The 15,044-nt window shown below is 72.1% G+C and carries 21 protein-coding genes and 1 tRNA gene; 6 read left to right on the top strand and 16 right to left on the bottom strand.

Features of this window, described 5'->3' with window-relative positions; all coding sequences use genetic code 11:
- Nucleotide 1: 1 nt before the first annotated feature.
- From ACFWU6_RS01280 to ACFWU6_RS01215, 14 genes are all read right to left on the bottom strand, one after another.
- Nucleotides 2-604 (bottom strand): hypothetical protein, encoded by a 603-nt coding sequence (locus tag ACFWU6_RS01280; protein WP_383977342.1) that lies wholly within the window; start codon nucleotides 602-604, stop codon nucleotides 2-4.
- On the bottom strand, nucleotides 601-813 hold the full coding sequence (locus tag ACFWU6_RS01275; RefSeq protein WP_383977339.1) for a hypothetical protein: 213 nt from the start codon (nucleotides 811-813) through the stop codon (nucleotides 601-603). The genes ACFWU6_RS01280 and ACFWU6_RS01275 overlap by 4 nt, the downstream gene beginning before the upstream one ends.
- The gene (locus ACFWU6_RS01270; RefSeq protein ID WP_383977336.1) at nucleotides 810-1,133 is read right to left on the bottom strand and encodes a hypothetical protein; all 324 of its coding nucleotides are present in this window, start codon (nucleotides 1,131-1,133) and stop codon (nucleotides 810-812) included. The genes ACFWU6_RS01275 and ACFWU6_RS01270 overlap by 4 nt, the downstream gene beginning before the upstream one ends.
- Nucleotides 1,133-1,837, bottom strand: a complete 705-nt coding sequence (locus tag ACFWU6_RS01265) for a 3'-5' exonuclease (RefSeq protein WP_383977333.1) — start codon at nucleotides 1,835-1,837, stop codon at nucleotides 1,133-1,135. The genes ACFWU6_RS01270 and ACFWU6_RS01265 overlap by 1 nt, the downstream gene beginning before the upstream one ends.
- Nucleotides 1,834-2,613, bottom strand: a complete 780-nt coding sequence (locus tag ACFWU6_RS01260) for an ERF family protein (RefSeq protein ID WP_383977330.1) — start codon at nucleotides 2,611-2,613, stop codon at nucleotides 1,834-1,836. The genes ACFWU6_RS01265 and ACFWU6_RS01260 overlap by 4 nt, the downstream gene beginning before the upstream one ends.
- Nucleotides 2,610-3,659, bottom strand: coding sequence for a YqaJ viral recombinase family protein (locus ACFWU6_RS01255; protein WP_383977326.1), 1,050 nt, complete (start codon nucleotides 3,657-3,659; stop codon nucleotides 2,610-2,612). The genes ACFWU6_RS01260 and ACFWU6_RS01255 overlap by 4 nt, the downstream gene beginning before the upstream one ends.
- Nucleotides 3,656-3,850 carry a hypothetical protein gene (locus ACFWU6_RS01250; protein WP_383977323.1) on the bottom strand — a complete coding sequence of 65 codons (195 nt, stop codon included), beginning with the start codon at nucleotides 3,848-3,850 and terminating at the stop codon, nucleotides 3,656-3,658. The genes ACFWU6_RS01255 and ACFWU6_RS01250 overlap by 4 nt, the downstream gene beginning before the upstream one ends.
- Entirely contained in the window at nucleotides 3,847-4,071 is a 225-nt protein-coding gene (locus tag ACFWU6_RS01245; RefSeq protein WP_383977321.1) for a hypothetical protein, read from the bottom strand. Before ACFWU6_RS01245 ends, ACFWU6_RS01250 begins: the two co-directional genes overlap by 4 nt.
- Entirely contained in the window at nucleotides 4,068-4,430 is a 363-nt protein-coding gene (locus tag ACFWU6_RS01240; RefSeq protein ID WP_383977318.1) for a hypothetical protein, read from the bottom strand. The genes ACFWU6_RS01245 and ACFWU6_RS01240 overlap by 4 nt, the downstream gene beginning before the upstream one ends.
- Nucleotides 4,420-4,632, bottom strand: coding sequence for a hypothetical protein (locus ACFWU6_RS01235; protein WP_383977315.1), 213 nt, complete (start codon nucleotides 4,630-4,632; stop codon nucleotides 4,420-4,422). Before ACFWU6_RS01235 ends, ACFWU6_RS01240 begins: the two co-directional genes overlap by 11 nt.
- A complete protein-coding gene (locus ACFWU6_RS01230) occupies nucleotides 4,625-5,476 on the bottom strand; it encodes a hypothetical protein (RefSeq protein WP_383977312.1) in 852 nt (283 codons plus the stop codon). The genes ACFWU6_RS01235 and ACFWU6_RS01230 overlap by 8 nt, the downstream gene beginning before the upstream one ends.
- Nucleotides 5,473-5,946 (bottom strand): hypothetical protein, encoded by a 474-nt coding sequence (locus tag ACFWU6_RS01225; RefSeq protein WP_383977309.1) that lies wholly within the window; start codon nucleotides 5,944-5,946, stop codon nucleotides 5,473-5,475. Before ACFWU6_RS01225 ends, ACFWU6_RS01230 begins: the two co-directional genes overlap by 4 nt.
- A complete protein-coding gene (locus ACFWU6_RS01220; RefSeq protein ID WP_383977306.1) occupies nucleotides 5,943-6,389 on the bottom strand; it encodes a hypothetical protein in 447 nt (148 codons plus the stop codon). The genes ACFWU6_RS01225 and ACFWU6_RS01220 overlap by 4 nt, the downstream gene beginning before the upstream one ends.
- A gap of 83 nt (nucleotides 6,390-6,472) precedes the next feature.
- Complete coding sequence (locus tag ACFWU6_RS01215) at nucleotides 6,473-6,766, bottom strand: hypothetical protein (protein WP_383977303.1); 294 nt, start codon at nucleotides 6,764-6,766, stop codon at nucleotides 6,473-6,475.
- A gap of 567 nt (nucleotides 6,767-7,333) precedes the next feature.
- Here ACFWU6_RS01215 and ACFWU6_RS01210 point away from each other — a divergent pair.
- Complete coding sequence (locus ACFWU6_RS01210; RefSeq protein WP_383977300.1) at nucleotides 7,334-7,708, top strand: hypothetical protein; 375 nt, start codon at nucleotides 7,334-7,336, stop codon at nucleotides 7,706-7,708.
- A gap of 206 nt (nucleotides 7,709-7,914) precedes the next feature.
- The gene (locus ACFWU6_RS01205; RefSeq protein WP_383977297.1) at nucleotides 7,915-8,046 is read left to right on the top strand and encodes a hypothetical protein; all 132 of its coding nucleotides are present in this window, start codon (nucleotides 7,915-7,917) and stop codon (nucleotides 8,044-8,046) included.
- 20 nt (nucleotides 8,047-8,066) lie between these two features.
- On the opposite strand, the gene ACFWU6_RS01200 is transcribed toward ACFWU6_RS01205, so the two are convergent.
- Together ACFWU6_RS01200 and ACFWU6_RS01195 are read right to left on the bottom strand one after the other, a co-directional pair.
- Nucleotides 8,067-9,023: a tyrosine-type recombinase/integrase gene (locus ACFWU6_RS01200; RefSeq protein ID WP_383977293.1), complete on the bottom strand. Its 957-nt coding sequence runs from the start codon at nucleotides 9,021-9,023 to the stop codon at nucleotides 8,067-8,069.
- A gap of 112 nt (nucleotides 9,024-9,135) precedes the next feature.
- Nucleotides 9,136-9,208, bottom strand: a tRNA-Arg gene (locus tag ACFWU6_RS01195).
- A gap of 333 nt (nucleotides 9,209-9,541) precedes the next feature.
- Here ACFWU6_RS01195 and ACFWU6_RS01190 point away from each other — a divergent pair.
- The 4 genes from ACFWU6_RS01190 to ACFWU6_RS01175 all read left to right on the top strand — a co-directional run bounded on the left by ACFWU6_RS01190 (nucleotide 9,542) and on the right by ACFWU6_RS01175 (nucleotide 15,028).
- Nucleotides 9,542-11,158 (top strand): dynamin family protein, encoded by a 1,617-nt coding sequence (locus ACFWU6_RS01190; protein ID WP_383808508.1) that lies wholly within the window; start codon nucleotides 9,542-9,544, stop codon nucleotides 11,156-11,158.
- Between the two features lie 13 nt (nucleotides 11,159-11,171).
- Complete coding sequence (locus ACFWU6_RS01185; protein WP_383977722.1) at nucleotides 11,172-13,013, top strand: GTPase; 1,842 nt, start codon at nucleotides 11,172-11,174, stop codon at nucleotides 13,011-13,013.
- 96 nt (nucleotides 13,014-13,109) lie between these two features.
- Nucleotides 13,110-13,517 (top strand): single-stranded DNA-binding protein, encoded by a 408-nt coding sequence (locus ACFWU6_RS01180; RefSeq protein ID WP_383977290.1) that lies wholly within the window; start codon nucleotides 13,110-13,112, stop codon nucleotides 13,515-13,517.
- 251 nt (nucleotides 13,518-13,768) lie between these two features.
- Nucleotides 13,769-15,028 carry a thioester domain-containing protein gene (locus ACFWU6_RS01175; RefSeq protein WP_383977287.1) on the top strand — a complete coding sequence of 420 codons (1,260 nt, stop codon included), beginning with the start codon at nucleotides 13,769-13,771 and terminating at the stop codon, nucleotides 15,026-15,028.
- Nucleotides 15,029-15,044 lie beyond the last annotated feature (16 nt).

The following is a 15,044-nucleotide window of genomic DNA, read 5'->3' as shown; positions in this document are numbered from 1 at the left end:
ATCACCGGGCCACCGCCGGGGTCGTCTCAGGCCAGGCCACGCTGTCGAGCGCTCGGGTGTGGGTGGCGGGCATCTCGGCTACCGGGTAGCCGAGCCAGTGCGCGCCGAGGCAGGCCATGGTGACTGCGTCGGCCTTGTCGTAGCGGGCGCTGGCGCCGCCATCGCAGTCGACACCGAACCAGGTGCGGACACCGTCCCGGACCTTGCCCTTGTTGGCGTTGCCGTCGCCGGTGGCGTAGACCGCGCGGACCTTGGGAGGGCAGACGGCGTAGGGGAGGTTCCGGCGCCACAGGTCGTGGGTGATCATCCACCACAGGCCGCCGAGTTCGTGGTGCCCGGCCTGGGCGCCGTGCCCGTACGACGGGCCTTCGACGACGACGAGGTCGGCGGACTTGGTGCGGTCGTAGATCTCCATGCGAAGCCATGACAGCCGCCGGTGGCCCTTGTGCTTGGACCGGAGAACCTCGGCCCAGTCGACACCCGCCACGCCGGTGGAGGTGAGGGACAGGTCCAGCCCGATCACGAGGGGGCGGGGGCCCGTCCCGGCCGGAGGGGCCGGGCCGGGGGCGGCGGGCGCCGGGTCGAAGAGGGTGGGGGAGGTCATGCTCCGACCTCCGTGATCGTGCGGCAGGTCCAGCAGCGGAGGCGGCCGTCTGCCTGCACGGCGTGGTACTGGCGTCGGTCCTCGGCCGGGCAGTGCGCGAAGGTGCCGGGCTCGGCGTCCATGGACAGGCCGATCAGGGGGGCCGGGACGGCGGCGCGGTGGCGGCCGGACGGGACCAGGGACCGCAGTGCGGCCAGCGTGCCCTTCACGCGGCCACCGCCGTCAGGGGGTGCGCGCAGGTCGTGCAGACCAGGCTCATGTTTGCGTCCTGCAGGAGTTCGAGGCGGTCGGCGAGGAGCGTCCGCGCCGCCTCGGAGGCGGCGAGCGCTCCGGCTGGGACGTAGCCGCCGCTCGAGGGGCGCACGGCGACGGGCGTGGGCCGGGCCGACAGGGTGGCGACGAGGTTGATCAGCTCGTCGTTCTTGGCGGTCATGTCGCGGAGGCTGCGGAGCAGCTGCCCGTTCTCGTTGAGGAGTTGGCCGTAGTCGTTGATCTGCTGCTCGCGCTGGCGGCGTCGGGACTGTCGCATCACAGGTCTCCGTCCTGCTGGTGGGGGATGAGCGGCCACTCGCCGCGGACAACCGCCTTCGGGTCCTTGCGGCGGAAGTACTCCTGCAGACCGGCCGCCTGCTCCGCGGCCCACGCCTGCTGCTGGTCGTGCAGCGTCGCCAGCGGCAGCGCAGCCATCTCCGGCCGGCTCGACCCGATCCGCCACGCGACCCGGCACGCGGCGACAGCGTCCGCGTCCGCGGTGTGGGCGTCGCCGATCGGGACGCCGTAGTGCGCGCACAGGTCGGTCAGCTTGCGGCCGCCCTTGCGGTACCGGTCGACGTGCTTGTCGATGACGTACGGGTCGATGACGGGGAACCCGGCCGGGAGCGGCGCTAGTCCGTACCGGCGGGCCTCCCGGTCGAGGAGGGTCAGGTCGTAGCGGGCGTTCATCGCGACGACCGGGACCCCGGCGGCGATGACCTGCCCGAGCGCGGCGAGGACGTCGGCGACGACCTCGGCAGCCGGCTTGCCCTCGGCCTGGGCGCGGGCGGTGGTGATGCCGTGGACGTTGCTGGCCTGCTCGGGGATGGCGATCCCCGGGTCGGCCATCCACGACGCGGTGACGGTGGGCTGTCCGCCGCCGCACTGGACGACGCAGGCGGTGACGATGCGGTCGTTCTCGACGTCGATGCCGGTGGTCTCGAGGTCGAAGCCGGCCATGCGGCCGAGGTGCCAGCTCACGCGCCACCGCCCGCGCGCTCGCCGTAGATCCGCCGGCCGAGGGAGTCGAGCGTCTCCTGCTCGCCGACCTCGTTGACGACCTTCGTGCTCATCATCCGCAGGTTGTTGAGCTCGTAGCCGATCTGCTGCAGACGGCCCTGGCTCGTCTTCTTGTCGAGGATCTCGTCGCGGTACGAGTCCGCCGACCGGGCCGGGGCTTCGTTGCCGCGCTCGACGTACGAGGCGTCGGGGTCCTTGTCGTGCGTCGGCGTCAGCCCCGACGTCAGCAGCAGCACGCGCAGCGCCACCGACTGGGCCTTCGCCGTCGCCTTGTCCGCGGAGTCGAGGGCTTCGCCCTGCGTCTGCAGGGTGAAGTGGTCACCTTTGGGGCCGACGATCTGCCACGTGACGGTGGCGGTGCACTCGTGCATCTTGCTGCCCTTGGACGTCGTGGTGTCCCGGTAGGACGCCTCGACGTGGACGGGCAGGACGTTGATGCCGTGCTTGAGCGTGACCGGCCCGAAGGTGTTCACCACGGTGTCGACGCCACGGAAGTTGAAGCGGGTACCGCCGCCGTTGTACTGCTCGCCCTTGGCGATGGCGCGGATCTCCTTGCGGACCCGCAGCCAGGCGAGGTGGACGGGCACCATCTCGGGGTCGTCGTCGCCCGGCTCGTACCCGGCCATCGGGTCCGGCGCGGGGAACTGGTCGACGTACTCCTGCGGCAGGGCCAGGTCGTCGGTCTGTTCGGTGGTGCGGCCGGCGGCGGCCGCCGCCCGCTCAGCGAGAGTCGTCATGCGTTGTGCTCCTCACGAACCGTGCGGGGGATGTTGATCTGGCGATACGTGCGGTCCTCGACGCAGTCGGCGTACGCCTCCGGCCACCGCTCGGCGAGCCGTTTCACGTCCGCCCACTCCTTGGACCGTTCGTCGAGCGACACGTGGACCCGGTCCAGGACCGTGGCCGCCTCCGCCCCGCCGAGCCCGGCGAGGATGCGGGCCTTCGCGGCCTTCTTCCGCCGCTCGGCCGCGGCCCAGTCGTTGTGGGCGTCGAGGTAGTCAGCGACGGCGTCCTGCGTGTCGACGTCCCGGGTGATGTCCACGACCCCGGCGCGCTCCGGGTGGAGCCGCTCGTACAGGTCGAGGAGGACGTCCGGATCGGCGTCGGCCCCGAGGACGGGCGGCCGTCGGTCGGTGATCTGCTGCCAGGCCAGGGCGCCCGCGGTCCGGAGGTCGGCGATCAGGTCGGCGTGGTCGGCGACCCGGACGACGAACTGGCGGAGCTCGTTACCGCCGAGGCGGATGGCCGCGTGGATGTGGTCGAAGCCGCACACGTCGGCCTGCCACAGCGTCTGCACGAGGACGTCGTCGGCGACGCCCTTGCGGAACTGGCCGGCCTTCATCTTGTCGCGGCACTTGATCTCCACCGCGCATTTTTCCCGGCCGTCGGCGAGCGGGCATTCGAGGACGCGGCGGTCGAGGGTGCACATCTGCCACGGCCGCTCCACGTTCGCGACGAGGCCGACGCGGCGGACAACGGACCGGTTGCGGCGGGCCCACTCGCGGGCGATGCCCTCCTCGTCGATCCGTCCCCACAGGGCGGGTTCGGAGTCGTCGCTCTCCAGGGGGAGGCCGCCGGTCTTGTCGTGGTAGACGGAGAGGGCGTTGCCGTACTTGCTGATGCCGAGGACGGCGGCGATGTCGGAGGAGCCGAGTCCGAGGCGGCGGGCGGTGAGCCAGTCGGTGCGGTCGGCGTCGGCGGAGAGGATGAGGCGGCCGGTGGGTGTGACCCGGCGGCCGGCGGCCGGGGTGAGAACCACCCCGGCCTGCGCAGCGTTCATCATCGGGCGCCCCCAGCTGCGACAGCGAGAGCGAGAGCGAGGGTGGCGTGGACCTGGGCCCTGGCCACCAGCAAAGCGCATTCGTCTACGGGCATGGGGTGCCCGTCGCGGGTCACGGGGCGGCCGGACGCGGTGGTGAACGAGGTGTCGGACAAGAGCCGTTCGGCCTCGCGGTAGTGCTCGGGCCCGGTCATCGACCCTCTCCAATCAGGCGGTACCGGCGGCCGTTGTCCGAGCCCTGCCGGGACAGCAGTCCCTGCGCGGCCAGCCGCTCCAAGTCGTCACGGACGGTCTTCCGGCACGTCGCCACACCGTGGGCGCGGCAGTACTGCCACACCTCGCCGGTGCCGAGGAGCCGGGTCGGCTGCTGGAGGAACAGGGTGTGGATGGTGCGGGTCCGGGTGAAGGCGCTCACGCTGCACCTCGCTGATGCGGGATGTGCCGCCCGCCCGCGGCCAGCAGCTCCGCCGCGAGCCGGGATACGGCCGGCCCGTACACCGGGACCCGGGACGACACGGCCTCGGTCATGTCCTGCACGAGCTGCTCGTACGCCAGGACCCCGGCGGCTTCCTGCTCGCGCTTCTCGGTCGGAGTCTGTTCGGCCAGCTCGTCGAGCCGCTCCCGCCAGGCCGGGGTGTCGGTGGAGAGGAGGAGTTCCAGCAGGTCCTGCACCACGTACGTGGTGAGCGCGGCCATGTCGAGGGCGACGCCGCCGGGGATGGCCTTCACGTAGATCGGGATGGGGCCGGGGATCGGCTTCGGGTCAGCGGGCATCGGGGCCGCCCTTCGTGTGGATGCGGTCGGACGGGCGGAGGGTGCAGCGGCGGCAGCGGGTGTGCGGGGTGCTCGTCCACGACGGGACGACACGGACCGGGTCGCCCTGGTGAGGCGTCTCCGCCTCGTGGTCGCAGCCGGGGCAGGAGTCCTGCATGAGCACGTAGCCGTGGGCGCAGAGCACCCGGATGCGGTCAGCCACGGGGCACCTCCGGGAGGTCGCGGCCGAGGCGGTAGGCGTGGTGCTCCGGGCCCTCGTGCGGGGCGTCGGCCGGCGCCGCCCGACGGATCGCCTCGACCTCGTTGCGAATCCCGATCGCCGTCGTGGCGTCGGCCTCGCACTGCCAGCCGTTCGCGCTGATCCGGTGCACGGCGATCCCAGCCGCGCCACTCGTCCGGTCGAGTTCGCGCCGCAAGCTGTCGCCCTTGTCGATCGCGCGGACCCGCAGGTCATCGACCGCAAGGACTTCGGCCTCCAGCTCCGCCACCCGGGCCTCAGCCGTGTCGGCGCGCTTCCGCTGCTCCTGGGAGATCCAGTTCAGGGTGTCCGCCCGATGCTTCTGCGCAGCCAGGCAATCGCGCAGGTGCCCGATCTGGTCAACGGCGTCCCAGGACCTGACCGGTGCGTCACCGAAAGCCGCGGCCTCCAGCTCGGACACCCGGGCCAGCAACTCGGCGACCCGCTTGCGGTGCCACTCCAGCTCGTCGCAGGGCGGGCTCAGCAGCCAGCAGTGCCCGGCGTGAGGCTGAGGCGTGTCCTTCCACGGCTCGCCGCACGTGCAGCCGCTGTGTTGCGCTGCGAACTCCCGGGCCCGAATGCACCACGAGCTGTGGGGAAGGACGCATCCCTCGCCGTCGCAACCGCGGGCGGACGTTTCCAGCTCGGCCACGCGGGCTGTCAGCCGGACCAGCTCGTCCGCGGACTCCTGGGACTGGAGCATCTGCGCCGCCTCCAGGTCGTACGCAAAGCTGGACGGCAGCGTCTTGCCCTGCTGCATCGAGCCGAGGATGACGCTGGCCGCGGCGTCTACGCGCTTCGGGTTCATGCCGCACCGCCCCACGTCGGCATCGGGATGCCGCGCTCGGCGCGGAACTCCTCGATCGCCTTGCCGCAGCACACCGGCTCGCCCTCGACGCTCGACTCGTCCACGTTGGTGGAGAAGTCGGCCGCCTCGTCGGCGGTCAGTTCCTCCCACAGCAGGTCGCAGTGCGAGCACGTGTGACGCTCGCTGCACAGCACCCGCCCCGCCCGGACGTGCGGCCGCTTCAACAGCTCGACGAGGAGCTCCTCGCACCGGCGCCGGTAGTCCCCGTCCACGTCCTTGCTGGCGAGGCGGTCGGACATCGAGACCCAGCCGAAGTCACCGAGACGCTGCGGAGCGATCACCATCTCGAACGGCTCGCCCGTGAGCTGGCCCTCCAGGCCGTCGAAGCCGAGGGCGCTGATCGGGATGTGCGTTGCGCGGGGCGCGATCTCGATGATCACGCGCCAGTCGTCGCGGTAGGTGCGCTTCATGCCGCCACCTCCGCCGGGCTCGTCGCCACCAGCTCCAGCAGCGCAACCGCCTCCACCGCGGTCACACCGTCCGACCAGTCATCGACGTGCCGCTCCAGCGACAGCACGTCCCGCCACACCGGCCCGTCGTCCAGCGACAGGGCCAGGAAGTTCACGGCCTGATCAGCGAGCGACGACGTTCGCTGCGGCGAGCCCGTCGCCGCGGCCCGGATCGCACCGACCACAGACATCGGACGGACGCACAGGGGGACATCGAGATCGTTGTGGCCGAGGGCATCGAGGACGTAGTCGCCGTGGTGCAGACCGACCCGGGCGATGACACGGGCGGCGGCGAGGAGGACGCCTTCAACGGTCGTCGGGGCGGCCGGCCGGACCGGCAGGGCGACGCGGATCGTGCGGCGGGAGCCGTGGGGGAGATCGGTGGGGTTAGGCTTGTGGTTCACGGTGTACCTCTCGTTGTTGGTGGTGAGGGGTGTGCCGAGGGGCTGTCCCGGATGGCCGTCCGGTGCGGCCCCGCATTCGTTGCTCAGGCGGCGGAGGACTCGTCCGCCGGCCCGGCCTCGTACTCGGCGATGACCCGGGCGGCCTTCTGTGCCTTCTCCGCCTGCGCGGTCTCGCGCTTGAGGCGGCGCGCGGCCGCGCTGCGGCGGGCCAGCTCGGTGTAGTGCGCCTTGCGGAGCGATTCGGCGATGGCCGAGATTTGCTCGTCGCTGGCGTCCGGGTGCTTGGTCCTGGCCGCCTCGATGAAGCGGGTGTGGTGGCTGGCCTTACGGGCGGCGGCGGTGCGGCTCGCCCGGTCTGGCGTGTTCGCCCAGCTCATGTGAGCCGCGTACCGAAGCTGCATCGATCGTTCGCTCGTGTTCATCCCGATCCTTCCTGTGAGTGCCCACGCCCATGGGCGTGGGCGATGAGGCCTGAAAAAGTGCGCCCTCATGTACGCCCAGGTGGGCGGCTATGTGCGCGGCGATATGGCGGTCGATAGTCGGTCGATCCCCGGAGAGGAGCGCGTACACCTTGCTCCGCGACAGTCCGACCGTGGCCGCCAACTCGACTGCGGTGACTTCCCCGTTGGGCGCCCACTCCATGAGGAGGCGGAGCAGTTCGGGGCTGGTCAGATGCAGCCTGGTGTCGGGCACGAAGGACCTCCGTTGCGCTGCCCACGTTCGTGGACAAGAGAGAGTCAAGCACACCGCAAGAACGCTGTCCACGATCGTGGGCAGGTTTCTCTTCGGTAATTTTCGGCCGCTCTTCAGGCTCGCGTGAGTGAATCCGCCCTCGATCGTGGACAATGGCGGCTGACGCGGAAATGGTTGTACGGCCTGACCAGGGATTTCCGTGTCTCAACCACATGAGGGGTGTGGACATGGGGCAAGGAGAGGTAGCCACGGTGCCCGAGCAGCGCGACGCACTAACCGAGCTGGTGCGCCAGTACGTCGGCACCGGTCGCCGCTGGAGCACCCGCACCTTCGTCAGCGTCGCTGTGGACCCGGACACCGGATGGGCGCCAAGCAAGAGCCTGCTTGCGAAGATCATCGCGGGCCAGGGGTACACCATCACCCCTCAGCTCGTGTCCGCCCTCGCCGCCGGATTCGACCTGCCCCGCGAGGTGGTGGCCGCCGCCGCCCACTTCCAGACCATCGGGTACGAGTCGCGCGAACTCGCCGGGTCCACCGCCGCGAAACTCCTGCGCCGGCTGGACGCGGACGATCAGTCTCTCGCCGCGGGCGTGGCGGAGCGCTGGGCCGCCGAGTCCGATGACTGACGGCGTGTTCCAGAACGGTCACGGTCTGCCAATTCTCTGGCGAAGTGTGGTGACGTACTGCGCCAATGGTGTTCCAGAGCGTATTGTGGCCTGACCTCGCGCTTTTCGAACGCTCTTGCGAAACCGGCATGTCCGGGCGCGGCGGGAATGGGGGCCATGTGGTAGATGTGCGGGCAGAGAGCGCAACCCTCGACAGGGGAGTGCCCATGATGTGGCGTGACGGCCGCGTGATCCGCATGGCGTACGACCCCGACCAGATCGAAGAAGCCGCGGCACTGGCGATGCTCTGCATCAACCTCCCGCGGCTCCTCGAAGACGGCATCAACGTCCTCCACTGACCGCCCCATCCGGCGGCCGGCTACCCAAGCCGGTCGCCGGGGCTCAGCCTCTTGTGCGCCTCCCGCGCCCGCTCGCTACCCGCCGACGCCGCGTACCGCATCAGCATCTGCCGGGACCGCCAGCCCGTGATCCGCATGAGGTCGTCCTCGTTCCCGCCGCCCACCTTCCATTGGTGCGCGAACGTGTGCCGGAACTGGTGCGGGTGCAGCGGCGCGATACCTGCCTCGGCGCAGCGACGCTTCAGCATCGTCCCCACACCCCAAATCTGCAGCCGCTGCCCCTTGTTGCGGTCACCCCACCACAGCCACATGTCGTCATCCAGAGCCTTGCCCTTGTGCTTCGCCGCGGCCCGCAGGTATCGGTCCAGCGCGGTCGCGCATGTCCGACCGAAGGGGACGGACCGGAAGCGGTCGTTCTTGCCGAGCACCTGAAGGACGTTCAGGTCGAGGTCCAGATCAGCAACCCGCCGGTCGGTTAGTTCCGAGAGGCGGACGCCGGTGTCGAGGAACAGCAGCAGGAGCGCGGTGTCCCGCCGGTCTGCGTACGACGTCCCCTTGCACACCTTGAAGAGCTTCGTGAGTTCGGCCTCGGAGATGACGGGCACCTCCTTCTCGGTCACGGTCGGCGGCTTCATCGTCCGCATGGGTGATCGGTCCAGCTCCTCCTCTTCGACGAGCCAGTTGAAGAAGGTCTTGAGGCTGCGGAAATACTGGTGCGCCGTGGACGGGGAGGTCCGGGCCAGCGTCGCCGAGATGAAGGCCTCGACGTGTTCACGATGGATCTCGTCGATCGAGGTGGGGGCGAGGCGACTGTCCTCGTCGGCGGGCTGGTAGCCGGCCTCCTCATCGAGGAGGTAGGAAGTGAAGAACCGGGCAGCCTTGGCGTAGACGTTGATCGTATTGGCGGAGACATTCCTGGAGCGCAGGGACCGCAACCAGGAGGCGGACAAGGGCGCGAGGTTGAACCGATCTGTCATCCACCCAAGATGCGCCCACGATGGTGGGCAGTCAAGGCACTTGGCGCGGCAGCGATGTGCATCCAGCCAAGAAGAAAGCTGACCAGCGTTTTGGCTGGTCAGCTTAGGGAAGTGCCCCCGGCAGGACTCGAACCTGCGGCCAAGTGCTTAGAAGGCACCTGCTCTATCCACTGAGCTACGGGGGCCGGAAGGTGGCCGTGGTGGGCCTGGAGCCCCCGGTGGGGGTGGGACTGCGGTCCGTGCCGGGTCAAGGATAGGGCTCCGGTCGCCTTGTCCCGGTTGCTTCACCCGCGTGCCACGATGTGGAGGTTCGGTGAAGCGGTCCCGATAATCGCAGGCAGGTGCGATTCTCGCATCGCTTTTGCGCCGCGGCGCACCGGGTGTTGTGCACTCGTTATGCCTGCGCCCCACTCGTCCGCCGTGTCCCGGGATGTCCCGCCGGAGTCGCGGTCGGCGCGCAGAGGACGTATAAGCTTCAAAAATGGCCTTAAATTGGGCATTCTTCGCATGTGGTGACCTTGGATGTTCGGCCTCAGCTGCTCGATGCCCTGTCCGCCCTGCGCGACCGGGTCGCGTCCGTGCGTCTGCCGCTGCCCCTGCCCGGCGCTCCGCGCGCCCGCCAGACCAGAGCCGAGCTGCTCGCGCAGCTCGACGACTACCTCGTACCCCGGCTGAAGGCGCCGGAGGCGCCGCTGCTCGCCGTCGTCGGCGGGTCCACCGGGGCCGGAAAGTCCACCCTCGTCAACTCCCTCGTCGGACGGCAGGTCAGCGAAGCCGGTGTGCTGCGTCCGACCACGCGCACACCGGTGCTCGTCTGCCATCCGGATGACCACCACTGGTTCGCCGGGATGCGGGTGCTCCCCGACCTGATGAGGGTCTGGGTCCCGCACGGCGAGGAGGACTCCGCCCCCGTGGGGGTGCACCGCTTCCCCGATCGCGGCCGGGGGGACACCCACGCGACCCGCGAGATGCGGATCGAGACCGTGTCCACCCTCCCGCGCGGTCTCGCGGTCCTCGACGCCCCCGACATCGACTCCCTCGTCGTCGAGAACCGGACGCTCGCCGCCGAACTCATCTGCGCCGCCGACGTCTGGGTGATGGTCACGACCGCCTCGCGGTACGCCGATGCCGTCCCCTGGCACCTGCTGCGCACCGCCAAGCAGTACAAGGCCACCCTCGTCACCGTCCTCGACCGGGTCCCGCACCAGGTCCTCGCCGAGGTCTCCCGGCAGTACGGTGCGCTGCTCACCCGGGCCGGGCTGGGGGACGTACCCCGCTTCACGGTGCCGGAACTGCCCGAATCGACGGGCGGCGGCGGGCTGCTGCCGGCCAGCGCCGTCGCCCCGCTGTACGCCTGGCTCGCCCATCACGCCCAGGACCCGGCCGCCCGGCAGCACGCCGTGGGGCGGACCGCGCTCGGCGCGCTGGACTCGCTCGGGCGGCGGATGCCGGAGCTCGCCTCCGCCGTCGCCGCCCAGTACGCCGCCTCCGTACGGCTGACCACGGCCGTGGAGGACGCGTACAAACGGGAGGGCAAGCGGGTCCGCAACCGCCTCGACCGCGGCGCCGTACTGGCCGGGGACGCCCTGACCCGGTGGCGCGGCTACCCGCTCGACACCAGCGCCGACGAACTGCTCGACTCGCTCGCCGAGTCCCTGACGGCCCTCCTCCAATGCGCCGTCGCCGCGGCCGACGAGCGCATCGCCGACGCCTGGCGGCGCGAGCCCGCCGCGGGTGCGGTGCAGCTGCCCGCCCCCGACCGGGAGGCGGGAGAGCGCATCGGCATGGCCGTACGGCGCTGGCGGCGCGTCCTGGAGGAACTCGCCGAGGAGGAGGTCGCGCGGCTCGACAGGCAGCCGGCCCCCGACCCCGACGCCGTCGCCGCCCTCCTCGTCGCCGCCCTCCTCGGCGGCAAGCGGGCCCGGCCCGCCGGGGAGAAGCTCGCCGAGCGGATCGGCGTACAGGCCGCCGTACGGCTGCGCGACCGCGGCGGAGAGCTGGTCGGCGACCACCTCGACCAGGTGCTGCGCGCCGAACGCGACCGCCGGCTCGCCCCGCTGGAGGCCCTCGAGGTGACCCCGGAACCACAGGCCGAGCTGATCGCCGCGCTGTCCGTACTGCAGAAGGAGAGGTGACGCGGTGACATCCATGACGGACCGCACCGACGATCGCTGGGACGACGGACTGATCGCCCGATCCCGCCCCCGGCCCGGGGACAAGCCGGAGAACGGAGCGGAGCCGGGCGAGTCCGGCGAGGAGGGAGACGAAGCCCTCGTACGCGCCGTCTCCGGCGCCGGCAACGACGGCGGCAAGGCGCCCGCGCCCCCGCTCAGCCCCGAAGGGCAGGCGCTGCGCCTGCGTCTCGACGCCCTGCGCCAGCTCGTCGGCCTGTCCCGGACCCGGCTCGACGGCAAGACCCTCGCCGAGGCCGGCCGGGTCCTGGACGAGGCGGCCGCCCGACGCGGCCTTTCGGCCCAGCACACCGTCGTCGCGATCGCCGGAGCCACCGGAAGCGGCAAGTCCACGCTCTTCAACTCACTCGCGGGGGTGCAGATCTCCGAAACCGGGCTGCGCAGGCCGACGACGGCCGCACCCATCGCGTGCAGCTGGTCGGACGGGGCGGCCGGGCTGCTGGACCGGCTGGAGATCCCCGGACGGCTGCGGCGCCGGCCCCGCGAGACCTCGGAAGCGGAACAGCTGCGGGGCATGGTCCTCGTCGACCTGCCCGACCTGGACTCGGCGGTCGGCGCCCACCGCGACCACGTGGACCGGGTGCTGGCACTGGTCGACGCGGTGGTGTGGGTGGTGGACCCGGAGAAGTACGCGGACGCCGTCCTGCACGAGCGGTACCTGCGGCCGCTGGCCGGGCACGCGGAGGTGACCTTCGTGGTGCTGAACCAGGTGGACCGGCTGCCCGGTGAGGCCGCCGACCTGGTCCTGGACGACCTGCGCCGGCTCCTCGACGAGGACGGCATCGCGCTCGGCGAACACGACGAGCCCGGCGCCACGGTCCTCGGCCTGTCCGCACTGACCGGCGAGGGCGTCGGGGAACTGCGCGAACTCCTCGGACAGTTCACCCAGGAGAAGGGCGCGGCGACCCGGCGGATCTCCGCCGACCTCGACCGGGCGGCCGTCCGCCTGCGCCCGCTGTACGTCGCCGACGGGCACTCCGGGCCCGAGATCGGCGAGGCGGCGCGCGCCGAGTTCGAGGACCGGCTCGCGGAGGCCGTCGGGGCGTACGCGGCCGGGCTCGCCGCCGAGCGGGCCTGGCGGCGCAATGCCGGAAAGGCGTGCGGGACCCCGTGGCTGCGGCTGTGGCGGTGGTGCGAGGAGCGGCGCGCCCCGCGCACCCTGGCGGGTCTGGCCGCCCTGGCCGTGATCGGAGGCCGGGGCCAGGTGGCCGCCGAGGCACCCGTCGAGGCCGAGGTGACCGCCCGTCAGCGGGTGGAACAGGCGGTACGGGTCGTCGCCGACGAGGCCGTGACCGGCCTGCCCGACCCGTGGGCGCAGGCCGTACGGGAGACGGCGGTGCGCGGCGCCGAACAGCTGCCGGAGGCGCTGGACGAGCTGGCGGTCACCCTCGGGGCGGCGGTCGCCGTGCCGAGCGTCAAGCCGCCGCGCCCCGCGTGGTGGCCGGCCGCGGTGCTGTCCCAGGCGGCCATGACCCTGCTCCAGATCTACGGCGGGCTCTGGCTGGTCGGGCAGATCGTCGGGGTGCTGGAGCCGATGCTGATGCCGCCCGTGCTGCTGATGGTGGCGGGCATCATCGGCGGGCCGCTGGTGGAGTGGGCCTGCTCGATCGCGGCCCGGGGCCCGGCCCGGCGGTACGGCCAGGACGCCGAGCGCAGGCTGCGGCAGGCCGCGGCGGGGTGCGGGCGGGCCCGCGTGCTGGAGCCGGTGGCGGCGGAGCTGCTGCGCTACCGGGAAGTGCGCGAACAGTACGCCACCGTCGCCGCAGGGGGGAGCCGGTTGTCCACAACCCGTCAGTAATCCACAGGCCCCGGCGGGAATCGGCGGCCGGCCCCAGCATGGTGCGTACCCCGTGCGGACGGTCCGTGCGGGTGGACGCGGAGGAGGGCGGCCGGGATGAACGACACCCTGGTGACGCTGGTGGGGCACGTGGCCACGCAGATCGACTACAAGGAGACGCCGAACGGTCCGGCGGCGAGGTTCCGCTTCGCCGTGACGCCGAGGTACTACGACCGGCGCAAGGAGAGCTGGGCCGACGGGGCCACCAGCTTCTACACGGTCCGGGCGCGGCGGACGCTCGCACTGAACCTCGCCGGGTCGGTGTCGGTCGGCGAACCCCTGGTCGTGCACGGCAGGCTCCGGGTGCGCGAGGACCCGCCCGACGGCGAGGGCAACCGGTGGTTCTCGGCGGACATCGAGGCGACCGCCATCGGGCACGACCTGAACCGCGGGACGGCGGCGTTCCGCCGGGTCGTCAAGACGGACACGCCCCTGATGGCCACTCAGAGGGCGGCGGTGGTCTGAGTGTTCGAGACGGATAGGATTCCCCGGTACTCACGGGCACCTGGGTCTTTGGCCCGAAGGGGAAGACTGTGTCGATTGCCGTTCCCGCATGCTCCGCTCCCGATTCCGGTTCCGATCCCTCACGTCCTGCCGCCGGGCCTGACCCGGCCGGCCCGTCGTCCGCACGCGGACGACGTACCGGCGACAGGGCGGCTTCCCGGGCCGGCTCCGCGCCCGCCGCCGTCCGGGTTGCCGCGCGCCGCCCGCTGGCGGTGGCCCTGCTGGCCGCGGCCCTCGCCGCCACGCCGGGAGCGCAGGCAGCGGCCGATGCCGGTCCGGTGGGGCCACGGTCGCCCGAGGGCGCGAGCGCCGTCCTGGACGGGCTGAAGACGTACGGCCAGGCGGTCCTGCACTCCGGGGACGGGTCGGTCCGGCAGATCCCCGCCGGGCTCTACGAGATGCGGGTCGACGGCGGCGGCATGCTCCAGACGTACGGGGTGGGCGTCGAGGGCAACGCCCAGCCGCAGTCCCGGTACACCGAGAGCGGATGGAGCGGCAGCCCGCTGTCCGGCAAGGCCGAGGCCGGCCGGATCCGCTGGATTCTGGAGCACTCCTACCCGCAGCGCAACGACCTGGCCGGGCTCGCCAAGGCCGCCGGGGCCGGGGCGCTGACAGCGGAGAGCGCGGCGGCCGGGACCCAGGTGGCGATCTGGCGCCTGGCGGACGGGGCCCGGGTGGAAGCCGCCGACCCCGCGGCGGAGCTGCTGGCCGACTACCTCCAGCGGGAAGCGGGGCAGCTGCCCGAACCGCCGGCCTCGCTGATGCTGGACCCGGGGGACGTGTACGGGCCCGTGGGCAGCCGACTCGGCCCGGTGACCGTGCGGACCGGGGCACTCACCGTGTCGGTGATCCCCGACGCGGCGGCCCTCGCGATGGGGGTGCGGGTGGTGGACGCCGAGGGGCGCCCGGTGGAGACCGCCGCCAACGGGAGCCGGCTGTACTTCGACGTGCCGGCGGGCACCCCGGACGGGATCGCCTCGGTCACCGTGCGGGGCGCGACCAGGGTGCCGGTGGGGCGGGTCTTCACCAGCGGGGTGCCGGCCCAGGCGCAGATCGTGGCCGGATCCAGCGAGTCCGCGGCGAAGGCCACGGCCACGGCGATCTGGCCGCAGGCCGCGGCGGCCGACCCGGCCGCCGCGGGCGCCACGGCCGCGACCGCGGCGGGTGCGACCACCGGGGCGGCCTCGGGCGGGGTCGCCGGGTCGGCCGGGACGGCTGGGGCTGCCGGGTCGTCGGGGACGGCTGGGACGGCAGAGACGGCTGGAGCGGTTGGGTCCTCGGGGACGGGGCCGCTGGGTGCCCAGTCCTCCGCCCTGTCACCGCAGTCCCCGGACGAGGAGCGGCTGGCCTCCAGCGGCAGCTCTGCCGCCACCCCGGTCATCGCCTCGATGGCGGTGGGCCTGGTGGTCCTGGGCGGCCTGGTGGTACTGCTGCTCCGCAAACGACCGCTGGACGGCGAAGAGCAGAACTGACCCCGCGGCGTCGTCC

It is taken from the genome of Streptomyces sp. NPDC058674, from assembly GCF_042716505.1.
Lineage (GTDB): Bacteria > Actinomycetota > Actinomycetes > Streptomycetales > Streptomycetaceae > Streptomyces.
The sequence above is the reverse complement of the archived record's forward strand: the minus strand, read 5'-3'. Positions and strand labels throughout refer to the sequence as shown.

What these genes read in the sequence shown, in the direction of transcription:
- ACFWU6_RS01280 (WP_383977342.1), bottom strand. Translation starts at nt 604, where the DNA reads ATGACCTCCCCCACCCTCTTCGACCCGGCGCCCGCCGCCCCCGGCCCG.
- ACFWU6_RS01270 (WP_383977336.1), bottom strand. Translation starts at nt 1,133, where the DNA reads ATGCGACAGTCCCGACGCCGCCAGCGCGAGCAGCAGATCAACGACTAC.
- ACFWU6_RS01260 (WP_383977330.1), bottom strand. Translation starts at nt 2,613, where the DNA reads ATGACGACTCTCGCTGAGCGGGCGGCGGCCGCCGCCGGCCGCACCACC.
- ACFWU6_RS01255 (WP_383977326.1), bottom strand. Translation starts at nt 3,659, where the DNA reads ATGATGAACGCTGCGCAGGCCGGGGTGGTTCTCACCCCGGCCGCCGGC.
- ACFWU6_RS01250 (WP_383977323.1), bottom strand. Translation starts at nt 3,850, where the DNA reads ATGACCGGGCCCGAGCACTACCGCGAGGCCGAACGGCTCTTGTCCGAC.
- ACFWU6_RS01240 (WP_383977318.1), bottom strand. Translation starts at nt 4,430, where the DNA reads ATGCCCGCTGACCCGAAGCCGATCCCCGGCCCCATCCCGATCTACGTG.
- ACFWU6_RS01230 (WP_383977312.1), bottom strand. Translation starts at nt 5,476, where the DNA reads ATGAACCCGAAGCGCGTAGACGCCGCGGCCAGCGTCATCCTCGGCTCG.
- ACFWU6_RS01225 (WP_383977309.1), bottom strand. Translation starts at nt 5,946, where the DNA reads ATGAAGCGCACCTACCGCGACGACTGGCGCGTGATCATCGAGATCGCG.
- ACFWU6_RS01215 (WP_383977303.1), bottom strand. Translation starts at nt 6,766, where the DNA reads ATGAGCTGGGCGAACACGCCAGACCGGGCGAGCCGCACCGCCGCCGCC.
- ACFWU6_RS01205 (WP_383977297.1), top strand. Translation starts at nt 7,915, where the DNA reads ATGATGTGGCGTGACGGCCGCGTGATCCGCATGGCGTACGACCCCGAC.
- ACFWU6_RS01200 (WP_383977293.1), bottom strand. Translation starts at nt 9,023, where the DNA reads ATGACAGATCGGTTCAACCTCGCGCCCTTGTCCGCCTCCTGGTTGCGG.
- ACFWU6_RS01185 (WP_383977722.1), top strand. Translation starts at nt 11,172, where the DNA reads ATGACGGACCGCACCGACGATCGCTGGGACGACGGACTGATCGCCCGA.
- ACFWU6_RS01180 (WP_383977290.1), top strand. Translation starts at nt 13,110, where the DNA reads ATGAACGACACCCTGGTGACGCTGGTGGGGCACGTGGCCACGCAGATC.